This is a genomic window from Streptomyces sp. NPDC097981, from assembly GCF_040302565.1.
Classification (GTDB): Bacteria; Actinomycetota; Actinomycetes; order Streptomycetales; family Streptomycetaceae; genus Streptomyces.
Genome location: NZ_JBEORW010000031.1, coordinates 1 through 13,960, shown reverse-complemented (window position 1 = coordinate 13,960; position 13,960 = coordinate 1). Strand labels below are relative to the sequence as shown.

13 protein-coding genes and 1 pseudogene are annotated in these 13,960 nt (G+C 72.3%); 6 read left to right on the top strand and 8 right to left on the bottom strand.

Annotation, left to right across the window (positions count from 1 at the left end):
* Positions 1 to 38: 38 nt before the first annotated feature.
* Positions 39 to 1,337, top strand: a complete 1,299-nt coding sequence (locus tag ABTY04_RS26920) for a DUF5919 domain-containing protein (RefSeq protein ID WP_352215969.1) — start codon at positions 39 to 41, stop codon at positions 1,335 to 1,337.
* A gap of 209 nt (positions 1,338 to 1,546) precedes the next feature.
* Positions 1,547 to 2,260 carry a 3'-5' exonuclease gene (locus ABTY04_RS26915; protein WP_352215968.1) on the top strand — a complete coding sequence of 238 codons (714 nt, stop codon included), beginning with the start codon at positions 1,547 to 1,549 and terminating at the stop codon, positions 2,258 to 2,260.
* A 115-nt stretch (positions 2,261 to 2,375) separates the two neighbouring features.
* Here ABTY04_RS26915 and ABTY04_RS26910 read toward each other — a convergent pair whose 3' ends face one another.
* Positions 2,376 to 2,558 carry a hypothetical protein gene (locus tag ABTY04_RS26910; RefSeq protein ID WP_352215967.1) on the bottom strand — a complete coding sequence of 61 codons (183 nt, stop codon included), beginning with the start codon at positions 2,556 to 2,558 and terminating at the stop codon, positions 2,376 to 2,378.
* Positions 2,559 to 2,661: 103 nt separating this feature from the next.
* Between ABTY04_RS26910 and ABTY04_RS26905 the strand changes: the two genes are divergently transcribed.
* Positions 2,662 to 4,344, top strand: a complete 1,683-nt coding sequence (locus ABTY04_RS26905) for an MFS transporter (RefSeq protein WP_352215966.1) — start codon at positions 2,662 to 2,664, stop codon at positions 4,342 to 4,344.
* On the opposite strand, the gene ABTY04_RS26900 is transcribed toward ABTY04_RS26905, so the two are convergent.
* Together ABTY04_RS26900 and ABTY04_RS26895 are read right to left on the bottom strand one after the other, a co-directional pair.
* A complete protein-coding gene (locus tag ABTY04_RS26900; RefSeq protein ID WP_352215965.1) occupies positions 4,272 to 4,895 on the bottom strand; it encodes a hypothetical protein in 624 nt (207 codons plus the stop codon). The genes ABTY04_RS26905 and ABTY04_RS26900 overlap by 73 nt on opposite strands.
* 23 nt (positions 4,896 to 4,918) lie before the next feature.
* Positions 4,919 to 5,770 carry a phosphotransferase enzyme family protein gene (locus tag ABTY04_RS26895; protein WP_352215964.1) on the bottom strand — a complete coding sequence of 284 codons (852 nt, stop codon included), beginning with the start codon at positions 5,768 to 5,770 and terminating at the stop codon, positions 4,919 to 4,921.
* A 121-nt stretch (positions 5,771 to 5,891) separates the two neighbouring features.
* Here ABTY04_RS26895 and mgt point away from each other — a divergent pair.
* A pseudogene (mgt, locus tag ABTY04_RS26890) lies at positions 5,892 to 7,162 on the top strand (macrolide-inactivating glycosyltransferase).
* Positions 7,159 to 7,710 (top strand): DUF1697 domain-containing protein, encoded by a 552-nt coding sequence (locus ABTY04_RS26885; protein WP_352215962.1) that lies wholly within the window; start codon positions 7,159 to 7,161, stop codon positions 7,708 to 7,710. The pseudogene mgt and the gene ABTY04_RS26885 overlap by 4 nt, the downstream one beginning before the upstream one ends.
* Before the next feature lie 121 nt (positions 7,711 to 7,831).
* On the opposite strand, the gene ABTY04_RS26880 is transcribed toward ABTY04_RS26885, so the two are convergent.
* Entirely contained in the window at positions 7,832 to 9,763 is a 1,932-nt protein-coding gene (locus ABTY04_RS26880; RefSeq protein WP_352215961.1) for a DNA/RNA non-specific endonuclease, read from the bottom strand.
* A gap of 276 nt (positions 9,764 to 10,039) precedes the next feature.
* Between ABTY04_RS26880 and ABTY04_RS26875 the strand changes: the two genes are divergently transcribed.
* A complete protein-coding gene (locus ABTY04_RS26875) occupies positions 10,040 to 11,041 on the top strand; it encodes a ketopantoate reductase family protein (RefSeq protein WP_352215960.1) in 1,002 nt (333 codons plus the stop codon).
* 54 nt (positions 11,042 to 11,095) lie between these two features.
* Here the strand turns inward: ABTY04_RS26875 and ABTY04_RS26870 are convergent, their stop codons facing one another.
* From ABTY04_RS26870 to ABTY04_RS26855, 4 genes are all read right to left on the bottom strand, one after another.
* A complete protein-coding gene (locus ABTY04_RS26870; protein ID WP_352215959.1) occupies positions 11,096 to 11,863 on the bottom strand; it encodes a sirohydrochlorin chelatase in 768 nt (255 codons plus the stop codon).
* Between the two features lie 5 nt (positions 11,864 to 11,868).
* Positions 11,869 to 12,759, bottom strand: coding sequence for an ABC transporter permease (locus ABTY04_RS26865; protein ID WP_352215958.1), 891 nt, complete (start codon positions 12,757 to 12,759; stop codon positions 11,869 to 11,871).
* Positions 12,746 to 13,537, bottom strand: a complete 792-nt coding sequence (locus tag ABTY04_RS26860; protein ID WP_352215957.1) for an ABC transporter ATP-binding protein — start codon at positions 13,535 to 13,537, stop codon at positions 12,746 to 12,748. The genes ABTY04_RS26865 and ABTY04_RS26860 overlap by 14 nt, the downstream gene beginning before the upstream one ends.
* A gap of 33 nt (positions 13,538 to 13,570) precedes the next feature.
* Positions 13,571 to 13,960, bottom strand: a 390-nt coding sequence (locus ABTY04_RS26855) for an aliphatic sulfonate ABC transporter substrate-binding protein (RefSeq protein WP_502996723.1), incomplete at its 5' end; no start/stop codon positions are given.

Sequence of the window (13,960 nt, the reverse complement as noted above, 5' to 3'; positions counted from 1 at the left end):
CTGGAGACGGGCGTCCAGACGCAGAAGGCGGTGCACGGGTGAGCTCGGGAGGTCTGGAGCTGCCCCCTGGTGACAGCGGTCACGAGGGCGGCCCGGCGGACGCCCCAGGAGGTGCACCCGGCGGTGCGCCCGGCGGGGTGTCGGGCGGGGTTCCCACGGGGGTGCCGGCCGGGGCGGTGTCGCTGGCCCCGCCGGCGGCCGGGAGTGTGCGGGCCGGGGCCGAGCTGGACTGGGGCGCGGACGCGTGGAGCGAGGTCCGGACCCGGGCGCAGCGGGCCGGCCGTGCGTACATCTGGCTGAACCTGATCGAGCAGCGGCTGCGCGCCGTCGTCGGCGCGGTGCTGCGGCCGATCTACGAGCCCGTGCACGGCGGGGACGACTGGGTGGTCGCGGCCGCCGGGCCGGCCGGCCAGGAGTGGGTGCAGCGCGCCGTGGCGGTGCGCGAGGTCAGCCGGCGCAAGGGCTACCTGCTGGACCCGGCCGACGACAACGTGCTCAGCTTCCTGACGCTCCCGCAGCTGCGGGAGCTCATGGTCCAGCACTGGCCGTGCTTCGAGCCGTACTTCGACGACCGGCGGGAGATAGAGCTGGCGCTGGACGAGCTGGAGGTCACCCGGAACGTGGTCTCCCGCAACCGGGCGCTGTCGCGGGCGGTGCTGGAGCAGGCGGAGCGCGCCTCGGCCCGGCTGCTGGAGGTGCTGGGCGGCGGCGCGGGCTCCCCGTCGGCGGAGCGGCTGCCGATCGACGCCGTCGAGGACCTGGTGGGCGACCGGTACGCCGACGTGGTCTCGGTCCACCCGGACCGGGTGCGGCTGCAGCGGCAGCTCCCGGCGGAGGACCTGTTCGGCGGGGCGCGGCGGCTCGACGCCATCGGCATAGGGCTCAACCTGCTGGTGCAGAACTTCTCGGGCCGAAGACTCGTGCGTCTCACGGAGGCCGGCTGCCGGGTCCGGCTGCTGTTCCTGAACCCGGCCAGCAGCGCCGTCAAGCGGCGCGAGCGGGAGCTGGGCCTGCGCAAGGGCGAGCTGAGCCGCTCGGTGGAGATGAACATCCTGCATGTGCGCCGGGTCCGGGCGGGGCTGCGCGATCCCTCGCGGTTCGAGATCCACGTCTTCGACGAGACGCCCCGCTTCACCGCGTACCTGGTGGAGGGGGAGTCCTCGGGCATCGCCGTGGTGCAGTCGTACCTGCGTCGGGCGCGCGGCATGGAGGCGCCGGTGCTGGTCCTGCGGGGCGGCGGCACCCACGGCTCGCCGCGGGACGCGGAGCACGGGCTGTTCCCGACGTATCGGGAGGAATTCGAGTCGATCTGGCAGGACTCCCGCCCGGTGTCGTGACTGTCAGTGCCCCGTGGCAGGCTGAAAGTCGTTGACCGAAGGTGTACGGGGGAGGGGCACGGGGTGGAGGACTGGCACGGCACGGGGGACCGGCACGGCGGTGTGCCGATCGGATGCGACCCGGAGACGACCGGCGCGGAGCCGGGGGAGCCGCGGATCGTGACGGCTGCGGCGGAGCCGGCGCCCCGTGCCGGAGCGGGAGCCGTCCGATGAGCTGGATCAGTGGGCCGTTGGTGGCCTTCGACCTGGAGACCACGGGCACCGACGTGGAAACCGACCGCATCGTCACGGCGGCGGTGGTGCGGCTGGATGCGGACGGGTCCGTCTCGGAGGAGAGGACCTGGCTGCTCGATCCCGGAGTGGCCATACCCGAGCAGGCGTCGGCGATCCACGGCATCTCGACGGAGCACGCCCGCGCTTTCGGGGCACCGGCTGCATCGGCCGTCGAGGAGATCGCGCAGGCCGTCACCGAGGGGCTGCGGCTCGGGACGCCCCTGGTGGTGATGAACGCACGCTACGACCTGTCACTGCTCGACCGGGAGTGCCGGCGCCACGGGGTCGAGTCGGTCAGCGAGCGGCTGGGCGGTGTGCCTTCGCCCGTCATCGACCCGCTGGTGATCGACAAACACGTGGACAAGTACCGCAAGGGCAAGCGGGCTCTCCACGCGTTGTGCGCCCACTACGGGGTGTCTCTCGATGACGCGCACGATGCGAGGGCGGATGCCGTGGCGGCCGCCCGCGTGGTGCGGCGCATGGGTGAGAAGCACCGGCCCGTCAGTGTGATGCCCTTGGCGGATCTGCACGCCCTTCAGGTGCGCGCGGCGGCCGAACAGTCGGCCTCGTTGCAGGCCTATCTGCGGCGCACCGCGGATCCGGCGGCAGTCGTCGAGCCTGCCTGGCCGCTCGTTCCCCGGAGGCGATGACCGGCGCGGGCGGTGAGTGCGCGGGCGGTGAGTGCGCAGCAAACCTCGCAGAGCCGGGCCGGACGGCAGCACTGCGGGGGCAGCTCTCGGAGATCCCCGCCGGGCTCACGGTGCGCTACGACGAGGTCCGCTGCCCCTCGGTGACGACGGTGGGGCGTCCGCCGACGCGGCCGCGGGCTCGACCGGCGGCCAAGCCCTCGTTGGTGCCGATGACGATGAACTCGCAGATGAACTCCGCCAGGGCGGCGAAGACGTGGAAGACGGCCCCCGCGCCCTCGGCTCTACGGCGGTTGGCCATGCGACGGTCGTGGCGGCGGCTGAGTTCCGTCAGCGCCGGGCTGCTCGCGGACGAAGCCGCAGTTCCTCAGGACATCAAACGTGGCGGACGGGCAGGTGGCGGCATGGCGGGGACGGCAGCGGCAGGAGCCAAGGGAGGCGCGCCGGGGACACGGCGGGTGCTCGCCCCGCTGGCGTTGGCGCAGTTCATCTGCAGCTTCGCCGGCTCGAACATGAACGTGATGATCAACGACATCAGCGAGGACCTGGACACCACCGTGCAGGGTGTCCAGGTCGCCATCACGATCTTCCTGCTGGTGATGGCTGCGCTGATGATCCCGGGCGGGAAGCTGACCGACAAGTGGGGGCGCAAGCGCTGCCTGCTGGCGGGGCTCGTGGTCTACGGGGTGGGGGCGGTGCTCAGTGCAGCCGCGCCGGGGCTGGGCGTGCTGATCCTCGGGAACTCGATCCTGGAGGGTGTGGGTACGGCGCTGCTGATCCCGCCGGTCTACATCCTGACCACGCTGCTGTTCACCGACACGGCGTCCCGGGCGCGTGCGTTCGGCGCGATCATGGCGATGGGAGGGATCGGTGCGGCCGCCGGTCCGCTGATCGGCGGGCTGATCACGAGCGCGATCAGCTGGCGGGCCGCGTTCGTGTTCCAGGCGCTGGTGATCGTGGTGATCGTGGTGCTCAGCCGCGGAATCACCGATCCGCTGCCGCCCGACCCCGCCAGGCCCTTCGACACGGTCGGGGCCGTGCTGTCGGCGGCGGGGCTGGTGCTGCTGGTGACGGGCATCCTGGCCGTCGACAACAACGGCTGGCTGGCGCTGGGCCTGCTGCTGGCCGGTGCGTTGGTGCTGGCCGGTTTCTTCGCCTGGGTGCGTGGCCGCGAGCGCGCCGGCCGGGAGGTGCTGCTGTCGACGGACCTGTTCCGCAACCGCACCTCCAACCTCGGCCTGGTCACCCAGAACACGCAGTGGCTGATGCTGATGGGCGTGTCGTTCACCGTCGCCGCCTACCTGCAGGTCGTCCGCGGCTACGACGCGATCGAGACCGGCGTCATCTTCACCGCCGCGACCCTCGGCATCCTCGCTTCCTCACTGGCCGCCGAGTGGCTGGCCCGGCGCCGTGCACAGCGCACCCTCATCATGACGGGCTTCGTCGTGACGATCGCCGGCGTCGCCGTGCTGTTGCCCCTGGTCGCCTGGCAGCCCGGTGCCTGGGCGTTCGCCCCCGGCCTGCTGCTGATCGGCCTGGGTCTGGGTGTGATGCTCACCCCGTCGGTGAACGTGGTCCAGTCGTGCTTCCCCGAGACGCGGCAGGGCGAGATTTCCGGCCTGTCGCGCAGCATCTCCAACCTCGGTTCCTCGCTCGGTACGGCCGTGGCGGGCACGATCCTGGTCTCGGGGCTCAGCAAGGGTGCGTACGCGGTGGCGATGGCGGCGCTCGCGGTCGCCGGCCTGGGCGGGCTGACCGCCGCGGCCCTGCTGCCGCGCGCAGGCCGGCCCCCTGTCAGGGAACCGGGAGGACGACACCGCCACGGGCGCCGTAGCAGTGACCATGCACCGCACGCGTCGACCGCCCACCGATGGTTCATGCGGTCAGCCGGTCCGGCCGTCGGCGCGGTCGAGCTCCTCGTCCAGGGCGAGGGCCGCGTCGATGAGGGCCGAGTGGGTGAACGTCTGCGGGAAGTTCCCGAGCTGCTCGCCCGAGGGGCCGCTCGGGGCCGGGGTCAGGGCCAGTCGTCGGAGTACTCGATGTGCAGGTCGCGTTCGGCGGGATCGCAGTACAGGCTCCGGCAGTAGTGCCTGCCCCGGTGGTTGAGCGCCCCGCCGGGGCCGCTGCGGGCGATGTCGGCGAAGAGCCCGGCCGTCTCCCGGAACGTCCGGGCGCTGCCCGTCATGAACAGCGTCTCGCTGTGGATGGCCTGGCGGAACCGGTCCCGGTTCTCCCGGTGGTGCCGGTCCGACACGTCGGGTTCCGCGTCGGGGTCGGGTCCGGGCAGGTCCGCGGTGTGCGGGCGCCCGGGGCCGAGCCGGCCGCGCAGCTCCTTCCACCGGGACGGGGCGAACTGCAGGGAGTGGTGCAGCAGGACGAGGTCGAGCGGCCGCTGTACGCCCGTATCCGGTCCGCCCGCCGCGTTGGCCCGGATCGGCAGGTGGACCAGCGACCGCGGTGACGTCGCCGCGAGCGCCCACAGCCCCGCGGTGATCCGCGCGGCTTCCTGGTCGAACCACCCGTTCAGGTACCAGGTGCCGTCGAGGAGTACCGCGCGGGCCGGGGTCCGGGCGGGGCGTATGACCTTGAATTCCGTCGTGCCCAGGCGGGCGGTGTGGATCGTGGTGTGCAGTTTCATATGCCGTCCTTGGTACGGCACGCCTAGAACGCGTGCCACCGCATTTCCGTGTCGCCGTCGCGCAGGGAGGCGACCCGGCTACGGAATTCGGCCAGCGCCTTCGGGTTGGCCGGGGCGTGCTGGGCGACCCACGCGCAACCGGCCGTCTCGCGGGCACCCCGCAGCACCGCGCAGCCCTCCCACTCGCGCACGTCCCATCCGTAGGCCGCCGTGAAGGCCTCGTACGACGGCGCGGGCAGCCCGTACCGGTCGCGGAAGAGGGCCATCACCACCAGGTCGTGCTCGCGCAGATCGGCCGAGACTGTCTCCAGGTCCACCAGGACCGGTCCGTCCGGGCCCACGTGGACATTGCGGGGGAGGGCGTCGCCGTGGATCGGGCCCGGCGGCAGGTGCGGGGTGAGTGCGGCCACCTCGCCGGCGTACGCGTCGCGCCGGGCCCGCAGGTACGCCGCGTCGGCCGGGTCGACGGTCTCGCCCGCCAGCCGCAGCCAGCGCTCGACGCCGCCCAGCAGGTCCCGCGCGGGCAGCGCGAACGGAGCCCCGGGCAGGGCGTGGATCTGCCGCAGCAGCACCGCCAGGTCCTCGGGACCGGCCGGCCGGACCGCGTCCGCGAGGCGGTGCCACACGGTCACCGGGTGCCCTGCCACCAGCCGCGGCTCTGTTTCGGCCGCGCGGACCGCCGGCACTCCGGCCTGTTCGAGCCAGCCCGCCACCGCGAGCTCCCGCTCGGCGCGCTCCAGCAGCGCCGCCTCCCGGCCGACCTTGACCACCAGGTCGCCGGCCGCGAAGACCGCGTTCTCGCCCAGCGCCAGCAGCGCGGCCGGCCCCGTGAGGCCCGCCGCCGTCAGTACGTCCCTGGCCTGCGCCTCGTCCATGCCGTCTCTCCGGATCCGGATCGTCGTGAATCCGCCAAGTCTTGCATCCCGGCGCGTTCCGCCCTGACGTGCCATCAGGCCCGGCGCACGGCGCCCGGGCGGGAGCGGCCAGAAACAGGCGTTGCACGAGACGTCTCGTCTCGTTAGCCTCGGCGCATGACCTCAGCCAAACCCGCACACATCGCCATGTTCTCCATCGCCGCCCACGGCCACGTGAACCCGAGCATCGAAGTGATCCGGGAACTCGTCGCCCGCGGCCACCGCGTCAGCTACGCCATCCCCGCCTCCTTCGCCGGGAAGGTCGCCGAGACCGGCGCCACACCGGTGATCTGGAACTCCACCCTCCCCACCGAGGACGAGCCCGAGGCCTGGGGCACCGAGCCCATCGACCACGTCGAGCCGTTCCTGAACGACGCCGTCCAGGCCCTGCCGCAGCTCGCGGCCGCCTTCGAGGGCGACCGGCCGGACCTGGTCATCCACGACATCGCCTCCTACCCGGCGACCGTCCTGGCCCGCCGCTGGGGCGTCCCGGAGATCTCGCTCTCCCCGAACCTGGTCGCCTGGACCGGGTACGAGGAAGAGGTCGCGGCGCCGATGGCGGCCGCGCTGCGCGCCTCCGAGCGGGGCCGCGCGTACCACGCCCGCTTCCGGGCCTGGCTCGACGAGAACGGCATCGACGAGGACAGTGACCACTTCGTTGGCCGCCCCCGCCGCAGCATCGTCCTCATCCCGCGCGCCCTGCAGCCGCACGCCGACCGGGTCGACTCGTCCGTGTACACCTTCGTCGGCGCCTGCCAGGGCGACCGCAGCGCCGACCAGGGCACCTGGGAGCGCCCGGCGGAAGCGGCCGGGAAGAAGGTGCTGCTGGTCTCCCTCGGCTCCGCCTTCACCAGGCAGCCCGCCTTCTACCGCGCCTGCATCGAGGCCTTCGGCGACCTGCCCGGCTGGCACGTCGTCCTCCAGATCGGCAAGTTCACCGACGAGGCCGAACTGGGCGCCGTCCCCGCCAACGTCGAGGTCCACCGCTGGGTTCCCCAGCTGGACATCCTGCGCCAGGCCGATGCCTTCATCACGCACGCGGGCGCCGGCGGCAGCCAGGAGGGCCTCGCCACCGGCACCCCGATGGTCGCGGTCCCGCAGGCCGTCGACCAGTTCGGCAACGCCGACATGCTCCAGGAGCTCGGCGTCGCCCGGCACGTCCCGATGGAGGAAGCCGACGCCCGGACCCTGCGGGAGGCCGTTCTCGCGCTCGTCGCGGACCCCGAGGTCGCCGCCCGCGCCGAGGCCGTCCGGGCGCAGACGGCCGCCGAGGGGGGCACCCGACAGGCCGCCGACCTCATCGAGGCCGAACTGGCCGCAGTGTCGGTGCACCGTCCTATCGTTCGGGCATGACCACGAAGAAGTACGCGGCCCTGCTGCGCGGAATCAACGTCGGCGGCGCCAAGAAGGTCCCGATGGCCGAGCTGCGCGAGGTCCTGGCCGGCCTCGGCCACACCGACGTGCAGACATACCTGCAGAGCGGCAACGCCGTCTTCGCCAGTACGCAGAAGGACACGGCCGCGCTGGCCCGCGAGCTGGAGCAGGCCGTCGAGGCCCGCTTCGGCTTTACGGTGGCCTGCCTGGTGGTCGACGGCGCCCGGCTGCGCGCCGTCGCCGAGGCCTGCCCCTTCCCGTCCGCCGAACTGGAGGGCAGGCAGCTGCACGCCACCTTCCTCTCGGAGCAGCCGGCCGATGAGCGGTTCGCTTCGATCGACGGGCCCTCGTACCTCCCGGAGGAGTACCGGATCGGCGACCGGGTCGTCTACCTCTACACCCCGGACGGGCTGGGCCGCTCCAAACTGGCCGAGGCCCTCTTCAAGCCCGCCGTGTTCAAAGGCATCGACGCGACGACCCGCAACTGGAACACGGTGGCCAGACTCGTCGAGCTGACGGAGGACTGACGGAAGACGAGAGCGAACACGGTGTCGGACACCCGGCCCGGACGTTCCCCGGACCGCCCCGCGACCCGGCCCTCCGCCCGGGTGACCGCGCACGCCGGCTCAGAGCCTGACGCGGGCCCCGTCAGTCCCAGTCGATGTCGGCCGGGCTCTCCAGCGGGGTGCGGTCCTCCAGGGATTCCGGCACCACCAGGGTGTCCGCCTTGGCCATCGCGGCGGCGAAGCGGACGTGCACCCGCTTCTGGATCTCGGCCAGCGTGACCTGGAACACCCGGAACTCGTCCAGTTCCAGCGCCTCGGTCAGGACCAGGCTCTGCGTCAGCAGGAACGCCTTGCACTTGAGCGTCCCCCCGTCCGAGAAGACGAGCACCTTCCAGAACTCGCGCGGCAGCTGCACGCCGCGGAAGAGCCGGTCGTCCTCCTGGAAGACCGGGCCGCCGAACACGCTCACCTTCAGGTCGTCGACCTCGACGTCCTCGAAGACGGCGTTCTCCAGCTGCCCCCAGATGCCGTTGCGCGCGCTCTGGTTGAAGTCGTCCATCTGCGGCGTGATGTTGGTGTAGAAGAACGAGTCCCTGTTGGCCTTCTCCGCCTCGGGCATCGTGCCCCAGATCAGGTCGGCGCGGCGCGCGATGTGACCGCGGTCCAGCCGGTTGGCCGGGCCCTTGTACAGCTCGTTGCCGATCTGGGCGGTTGCCGGCAGGCGCGGGTCCTTCGTGAACTCGATCCCCTTGCGGTCGAGCTTCTTGAGCGCGCCGCCGTCTATGTTCCAGGCTACCCAGATCGCGAACTTCCGCGCCGAGCTCAGGGCCAGCGAGTAGTGCGTGTACGGGATGACCGGCGACCCGTCCAGCTGTACGGCATCGTCCTTGATCGACGGGTTGAGCTGCGGTGCCCCTATCGGTACGGCGAGGAAGCCCGGGTCGTACCCGGTCAGCGCCTCCAGCGAGTCGGAGGCGGGCCGCTCCAGTGTGATCTTCAGTTCTTCGAAGACCGCGTGGGGGAAGCACGCCAGCGCCCGGTCCTCGGGGTCCCCGTCGCCCTCGCCGCCGAAGTGCAGACCGGCCAGTACGTCCGTCGGCTTGCCCGTGCGCGCCTTGAACAGCCAGGCCGAACCGGAGTCGCCGGGCAGGCTGATCTCGTTGCCGTCCGCCGGGTGGCCGGGGTCGGGGCCTATCTCGAAGCACTCGATCTCGCGGACCCCGACCGGCGGGCCGTAGTCGATGCTCACCTTGGCGAAGGGGCGCGTCACCATCCCGTGCGTGACACCGGTGGTCCGCCCGCTCTTGACGACCTTGTCGTCGATCTGCGGCTCGCCCAGCTTCGCCGGCGTGACCCCGAGGTCGAGGATGGCCGTGTCGAAGTCGCGTTCCGTGATGCCGGCGACGGCGCAGTCGCCGGCCCGGCCGAGGTGGGAGCGCTTGAGCGTGCCGAGCCGGTTCAGGGCGATACGGCTGTCGTCGGCGGTTCCGGGCTGCACGACCTCGTCGCCGAGGACGCCCTTGCGGCCGTTCAGCACGTGCCAGTTGCTCAGCACGCACGTCGAGCCGTCGTTCTTGTCGAAGACGATGCAGCCGAGGGTGCCGGCGCTCACCTTGACGTTGCCGACGCTCACCCCGGGACGGACCGGGTCGACGCGCTTCTGGCGTTCGGGGGTCTCGGCCTCGGCCACCACCAGGAAGTGCGGCTTGTAGCTGCGCTGCACCACGTCGGTCGGCACCTTGACGCCGCCGCCTATGTCGATGACCGGCGGTATCTCGACGCTGCCGACGTCCCGTACGCCCTCCGGCCGTACTTTCCTGTCGACCGTGAACTGCAGCGCCAGCTCCTTGCTCCGCTTCCCGTTCTTCTCCTTGTAGCCGATGCCGATCGAGGACACGTTCGGGTCGCTGAGATAGCCCGACCCGCGGGTACGGATGAATTGCTTGAGCGAGGTGATCAGTTCGTCCTGCCCGTTCGCCGAACCGGCCGGACCGGCGGCGCCGCCGGCCCGGGGCTTGGCCGCCTTGGGCTTGGCGGTCGCGGGTTTGGCGGACGTCCGCTTCGTGGCAGCCATCAGGGCTCCCTTCGGGCAAGGAGTTCAGGCGTGAGAAGCCCCGTCGAGAAGGTGCCGCCCCCGAGATGGTGGAAACCGACGCAAGCGGACTGGGGCTCCCCGCTCCGTGCGTGCACTTCAAGCCTACGGCCGGGCCACGGGTCGAGCGCGTCGAGGACGGCCGGTCCGGGGGCGTCGGACGGATGGTTGCCGCGTCAAGGAGTTCGGCCGGGACGGAACACGGGGCTCCGTGCCCCGACCGCAAGGCAGGGGGCCGGATGTGTCAGGCTCCTGGCCATGCGTTACATCATCATCGGTGCCGGCGCGATCGGCGCGACCATCGGCGGACGGCTGGCGGAGGCGGGCGCCGAGGTCGTCCTCGTCGCCCGCGGCGCGCACGCGGAGGCCCTCAAGGCGGACGGGCTGCGGCTCACGACGGCGGACGGCGCCCGGGTGCACCGCATTCCCGTGGTCACGGGCCCGGCGGAGCTGGGTGAACTGCGGCCGGACGACGTCCTGGTGCTGACCGTGAAGACACAGGATGCGATCGCCGCGCTCGACACGTGGGGCGACGCGGAGGTGGCGGGCGGCGGCACGGCGGCGCAGCGGCTGCCGGTGCTGTGCGCACAGAACGGGGTGGAGAGCGAGCGGCTCGCACTGCGCCGTTTCGCCCGCGTGTACGGGGTCTGCGTATGGCTGCCCGCCACCTTCCTGGAGCCCGGGGTGGTGTCCGCGCTGTGCACGCCGCTGACGGGCATCCTGCACCTCGGGCGGGCCGCCGGGGGTGCGGATGCGCGGGCCCGGCGGATCGCTGCCGACCTGGAGAAGTCCGGCTTCGAGGCGCCGGTCGTCGAGGACGTGATGCGGTGGAAGTACGCGAAGCTGCTGGGGAACCTGGGCAACGCGATCCAGGCCACCACCGGACCGGAGCCGCACCCGGCGAAGGCGGCGCTGCTGCTGCGGGCGCAGCGGGAGGGGCGGGCGGCGCTGGACGCGGCAGGGATCGCGTACGCCTCCGACGCCGAACAGTCGGCGGCCCGTGACGGCAAGGTCGAGCAGCCGCCGGGCGTGCGCGGCGGTTCGTCCTGGCAGTCGCTCCGGCGCGGTACGGGCTCGATCGAGGCGGACTACCTGAACGGGGAGGTCTCCCTGCTGGGGCGGCTGCACACGGTCCCGACCCCGGTGAACGACACGCTCCGCCACGCGGCGAACATCTTCGCGCGGGAAGGGCTGCCGCCGGGCGCGATGTCCATCGAGGACCTGACGGCCCTGGCCGACGAGGCCGCGGCCCGCGCATGACCCCGGCCCGGGCCCCGCACGCCGACAGTGTGTCCGGGTGCCCGGAGCCCTCCGTCAGGCCGTCAGGGCCGGGACGTGGAGGCGGGTGAGCACGGCGGCGTCGTAGCGGCGCAGCAGCAGGCGGGCCAGTTCGGGCGCCGCGCCCAGGACGTCCGCCACGATGTCCGCCCCGGCGGCTTCCGCGCCCGCGGTGATGCGGTCCGGGAGGCGCCCGGGGGCGATGACGTACGGGGCCACCGCGATCCGGCGGACCCCCTCCGCGCGCAGCGCCCGTACGGCGTCCTCTGTACGGGGAAGCGCCGCGGAGGCGAACGCAGGCCGCACGGCGCACCAACCGGTGTGCCGCCACTCCCGCGCGATTTCAGCGATCACTGCGATCGCCTCCGGGTCCGAGGAGCCGGCGGACGCGAGCACCACACCGATGCTCGAACGGTCCGCCGGGGTGAGCCCCGCCTCCCGCAGGCGACGTTCGAGCGCCTCCGTCAGGAGCGGGGAGGGGCCGAGGACCTCGGCGAGCCGGACCGAGAGGCCCGGCTGCCGGGTCGTGGCTTCCGAGAGCACCGCCGGGATGTCCGCCTTGGCGTGGAAGGCCCGCGTGAGCAGCAGCGGCAGGGCCACCACCTCGCGGACGCCTTCGGCGTGGAGGGCGGACAGCACCTGGTCGACGCGCGGGGCGTTGAAGTCCAGGAACGCCGTCTCCACCCGCAGCCCCGGCCGCAGCGCCCGCGCCCGCCGGGTGAGGGCGTGCACGGTCGCCGCGTGCCGCGGGTCGCGGCTGCCGTGGGCGATGACCAGGAGGACGGGGGCGGGGACGTGGAACACGGGACTCAGCTCTTGACCAGCAGGCCGCGGCTGCGCAGCACCCACCGCTCGACCGGGCTGAAGATCAGCAGGTCGATGGCGATGCCGACGACGAGGATCAGGATGATCGCGAGGAACACGCCGGGCAGGTCGATGTTGTTGCGGCCGTTCTCCAGCAGCTGGCCGAGGCCGAGGCCCAGGTCGGGGGAGCTGGCGATGATCTCGGCGGCCATCAGGGAGCGCCAGGAGAAGGCCCAGCCCTGCTTCAGGCCGGCGAGGTAGCCCGGCAGGGCGGCCGGCATGACCACGTGCCGGGCGCCGCGCAGGCCGGTGGCGCCCAGCGTGCGGCCGGCCCGCAGGAACAGCGGCGGGATCTGGTCGATGCCGGCGACGAGGCCGTTGGCGATCGAGGGGACCGCGCCGAGCAGGATCACCGTGTACATCATGGCGTCGTTGAGGCCGAACCAGAGCACGGCCGGGGGGACCCAGGCGACCGAGGGCAGGGACTGCAGGCCCTGGAGGATGGGGCCGATCGCGGCGCGGACGAACTTGACGCGGGCGACGAGCAGTCCGAGCGGGGTGCCGATGGCCAGGGCGAGCAGGAAGCCGAGCAGGCCGCGGGAGACGCTGGTCCAGATGACCTCCAGCAGGGTGCCCTTGAGCCACATCTCGGACAGGCTGTCCCAGACCGCGGACAGGGCGGGGAGCTTCGTCTCGTCGGTGACCTTCGCCGCGACGAGGACCTGCCACACCAGCAGCACCAGGCCGACGGCGATGAACGGCGGCAGGACCTTCTTGACGAGGACCTCACGGGCCGGGGTGCGGTGGGTCTGGACCGCGTCGAGGGCGTCCAGGCCTGCCTCCAGGCCGGCCAGGTCGTCGCTCTTGGCCTTCGGGGTGGTGTCAGTGCTGGCCATGGCGGCGGATCTCCCCACGCAGGTGTTCAGTGATCTCGACGGACAGTTCCGCGACGTCCGCGTCCTCGATGCGGCGCGGCTGCGGGATGTCCACGGTCCACTCCTTCGCGACCCGGCCGGGGCGGGAGGAGAGCAGGACCACGCGCTGGGCGAGGCGGACGGCCTCGCGGACGTTGTGCGTGACGAACAGGACGGAGACGTCCGTCTCGGCCCAGATGCGGGTGAGTTCGCCGTGCAGCACGTCACGCGTGATGGCGTCGAGCGCGGCGAACGGCTCGTCCATCAGCAGCAGCCGGCTGTCCTGGGCGAGGGCCCGGGCCAGGGCGACGCGCTGGCGCATGCCGCCCGACAGCTCGTGGACCCGCTTGCCGTAGGCGCCGCCGAGGCGGACCAGCTCCAGCAGGCGCTCGGCCTCCGGCCTGCGGTCGGCCTTGGCCACCCCGCGCAGGCGCAGGGCGAGTTCGATGTTCTTGCCCGCGGTGAGCCAGGGGAAGAGGGCGTGCTCCTGGAACATCAGGGCGGGCCGGCCGGCGGTCTCGATGGTGCCCGCGGTGGGCTTGTCGAGACCGGCGACCAGGTTGAGGAGCGTGGACTTGCCGCACCCCGACGCGCCCAGGATGGTGACGAACTCGCCGGGCGCGACATCGAGGCTGATGTCGTCCAGGACGAGCTGCGATCCGGCCGGGCCGGAGAAGGACTTCGAGACGTGTTCGATGCGGGCGGCGTGCGTCTGCTCCGCTACCGTGCCCTCGGCAGCCTTGGCGAGTGTGGTGGCCATGGTCGTCACCTCCTGGGGTTCGTGTCTGCGGGCTTACTTGGCGCCGAGGCCGGCGTCGGAGACCTCGGGCTTGCCGGCGGCCTTGAGCACCTTGTTCAGGAGCGACAGGTCGTAGATGCCGGAGAGGTCGGGCTGCTCGATGAGCTTGGCCTTGACCGCCCAGTCGGACTCGGTCTTCAGCGTGCCGGCGAGGGGGTCGTCGGTGACGAGGATGTTCTTCCACGCCGGGTCGATGACCGCGGGTTCCAGCTCCTTGCCGCTGAGCGTCTTGAGCGCCGCGTTGGCGGAGGCCTTCGCCTTGTCCGGGTTGGCGTTGATCCACTCGTTCGTCTTCACCGTGCCGCGCAGCACGGCCTCGACGACGTCCGGGTGCTCCTTGAGGAACTTCTGCGACACGATGACGTTGGTGATGACGAACTTCTT

What these genes read in the sequence shown, in the direction of transcription:
- ABTY04_RS26905 (WP_352215966.1), top strand. Translation starts at nt 2,662, where the DNA reads ATGGCGGGGACGGCAGCGGCAGGAGCCAAGGGAGGCGCGCCGGGGACA.
- ABTY04_RS26910 (WP_352215967.1), bottom strand. Translation starts at nt 2,558, where the DNA reads ATGGCCAACCGCCGTAGAGCCGAGGGCGCGGGGGCCGTCTTCCACGTC.
- ABTY04_RS26885 (WP_352215962.1), top strand. Translation starts at nt 7,159, where the DNA reads ATGACCACGAAGAAGTACGCGGCCCTGCTGCGCGGAATCAACGTCGGC.
- ABTY04_RS26875 (WP_352215960.1), top strand. Translation starts at nt 10,040, where the DNA reads ATGCGTTACATCATCATCGGTGCCGGCGCGATCGGCGCGACCATCGGC.
- ABTY04_RS26900 (WP_352215965.1), bottom strand. Translation starts at nt 4,895, where the DNA reads ATGAAACTGCACACCACGATCCACACCGCCCGCCTGGGCACGACGGAA.
- ABTY04_RS26860 (WP_352215957.1), bottom strand. Translation starts at nt 13,537, where the DNA reads ATGGCCACCACACTCGCCAAGGCTGCCGAGGGCACGGTAGCGGAGCAG.
- ABTY04_RS26915 (WP_352215968.1), top strand. Translation starts at nt 1,547, where the DNA reads ATGAGCTGGATCAGTGGGCCGTTGGTGGCCTTCGACCTGGAGACCACG.
- ABTY04_RS26895 (WP_352215964.1), bottom strand. Translation starts at nt 5,770, where the DNA reads ATGGACGAGGCGCAGGCCAGGGACGTACTGACGGCGGCGGGCCTCACG.
- ABTY04_RS26880 (WP_352215961.1), bottom strand. Translation starts at nt 9,763, where the DNA reads ATGGCTGCCACGAAGCGGACGTCCGCCAAACCCGCGACCGCCAAGCCC.
- ABTY04_RS26865 (WP_352215958.1), bottom strand. Translation starts at nt 12,759, where the DNA reads ATGGCCAGCACTGACACCACCCCGAAGGCCAAGAGCGACGACCTGGCC.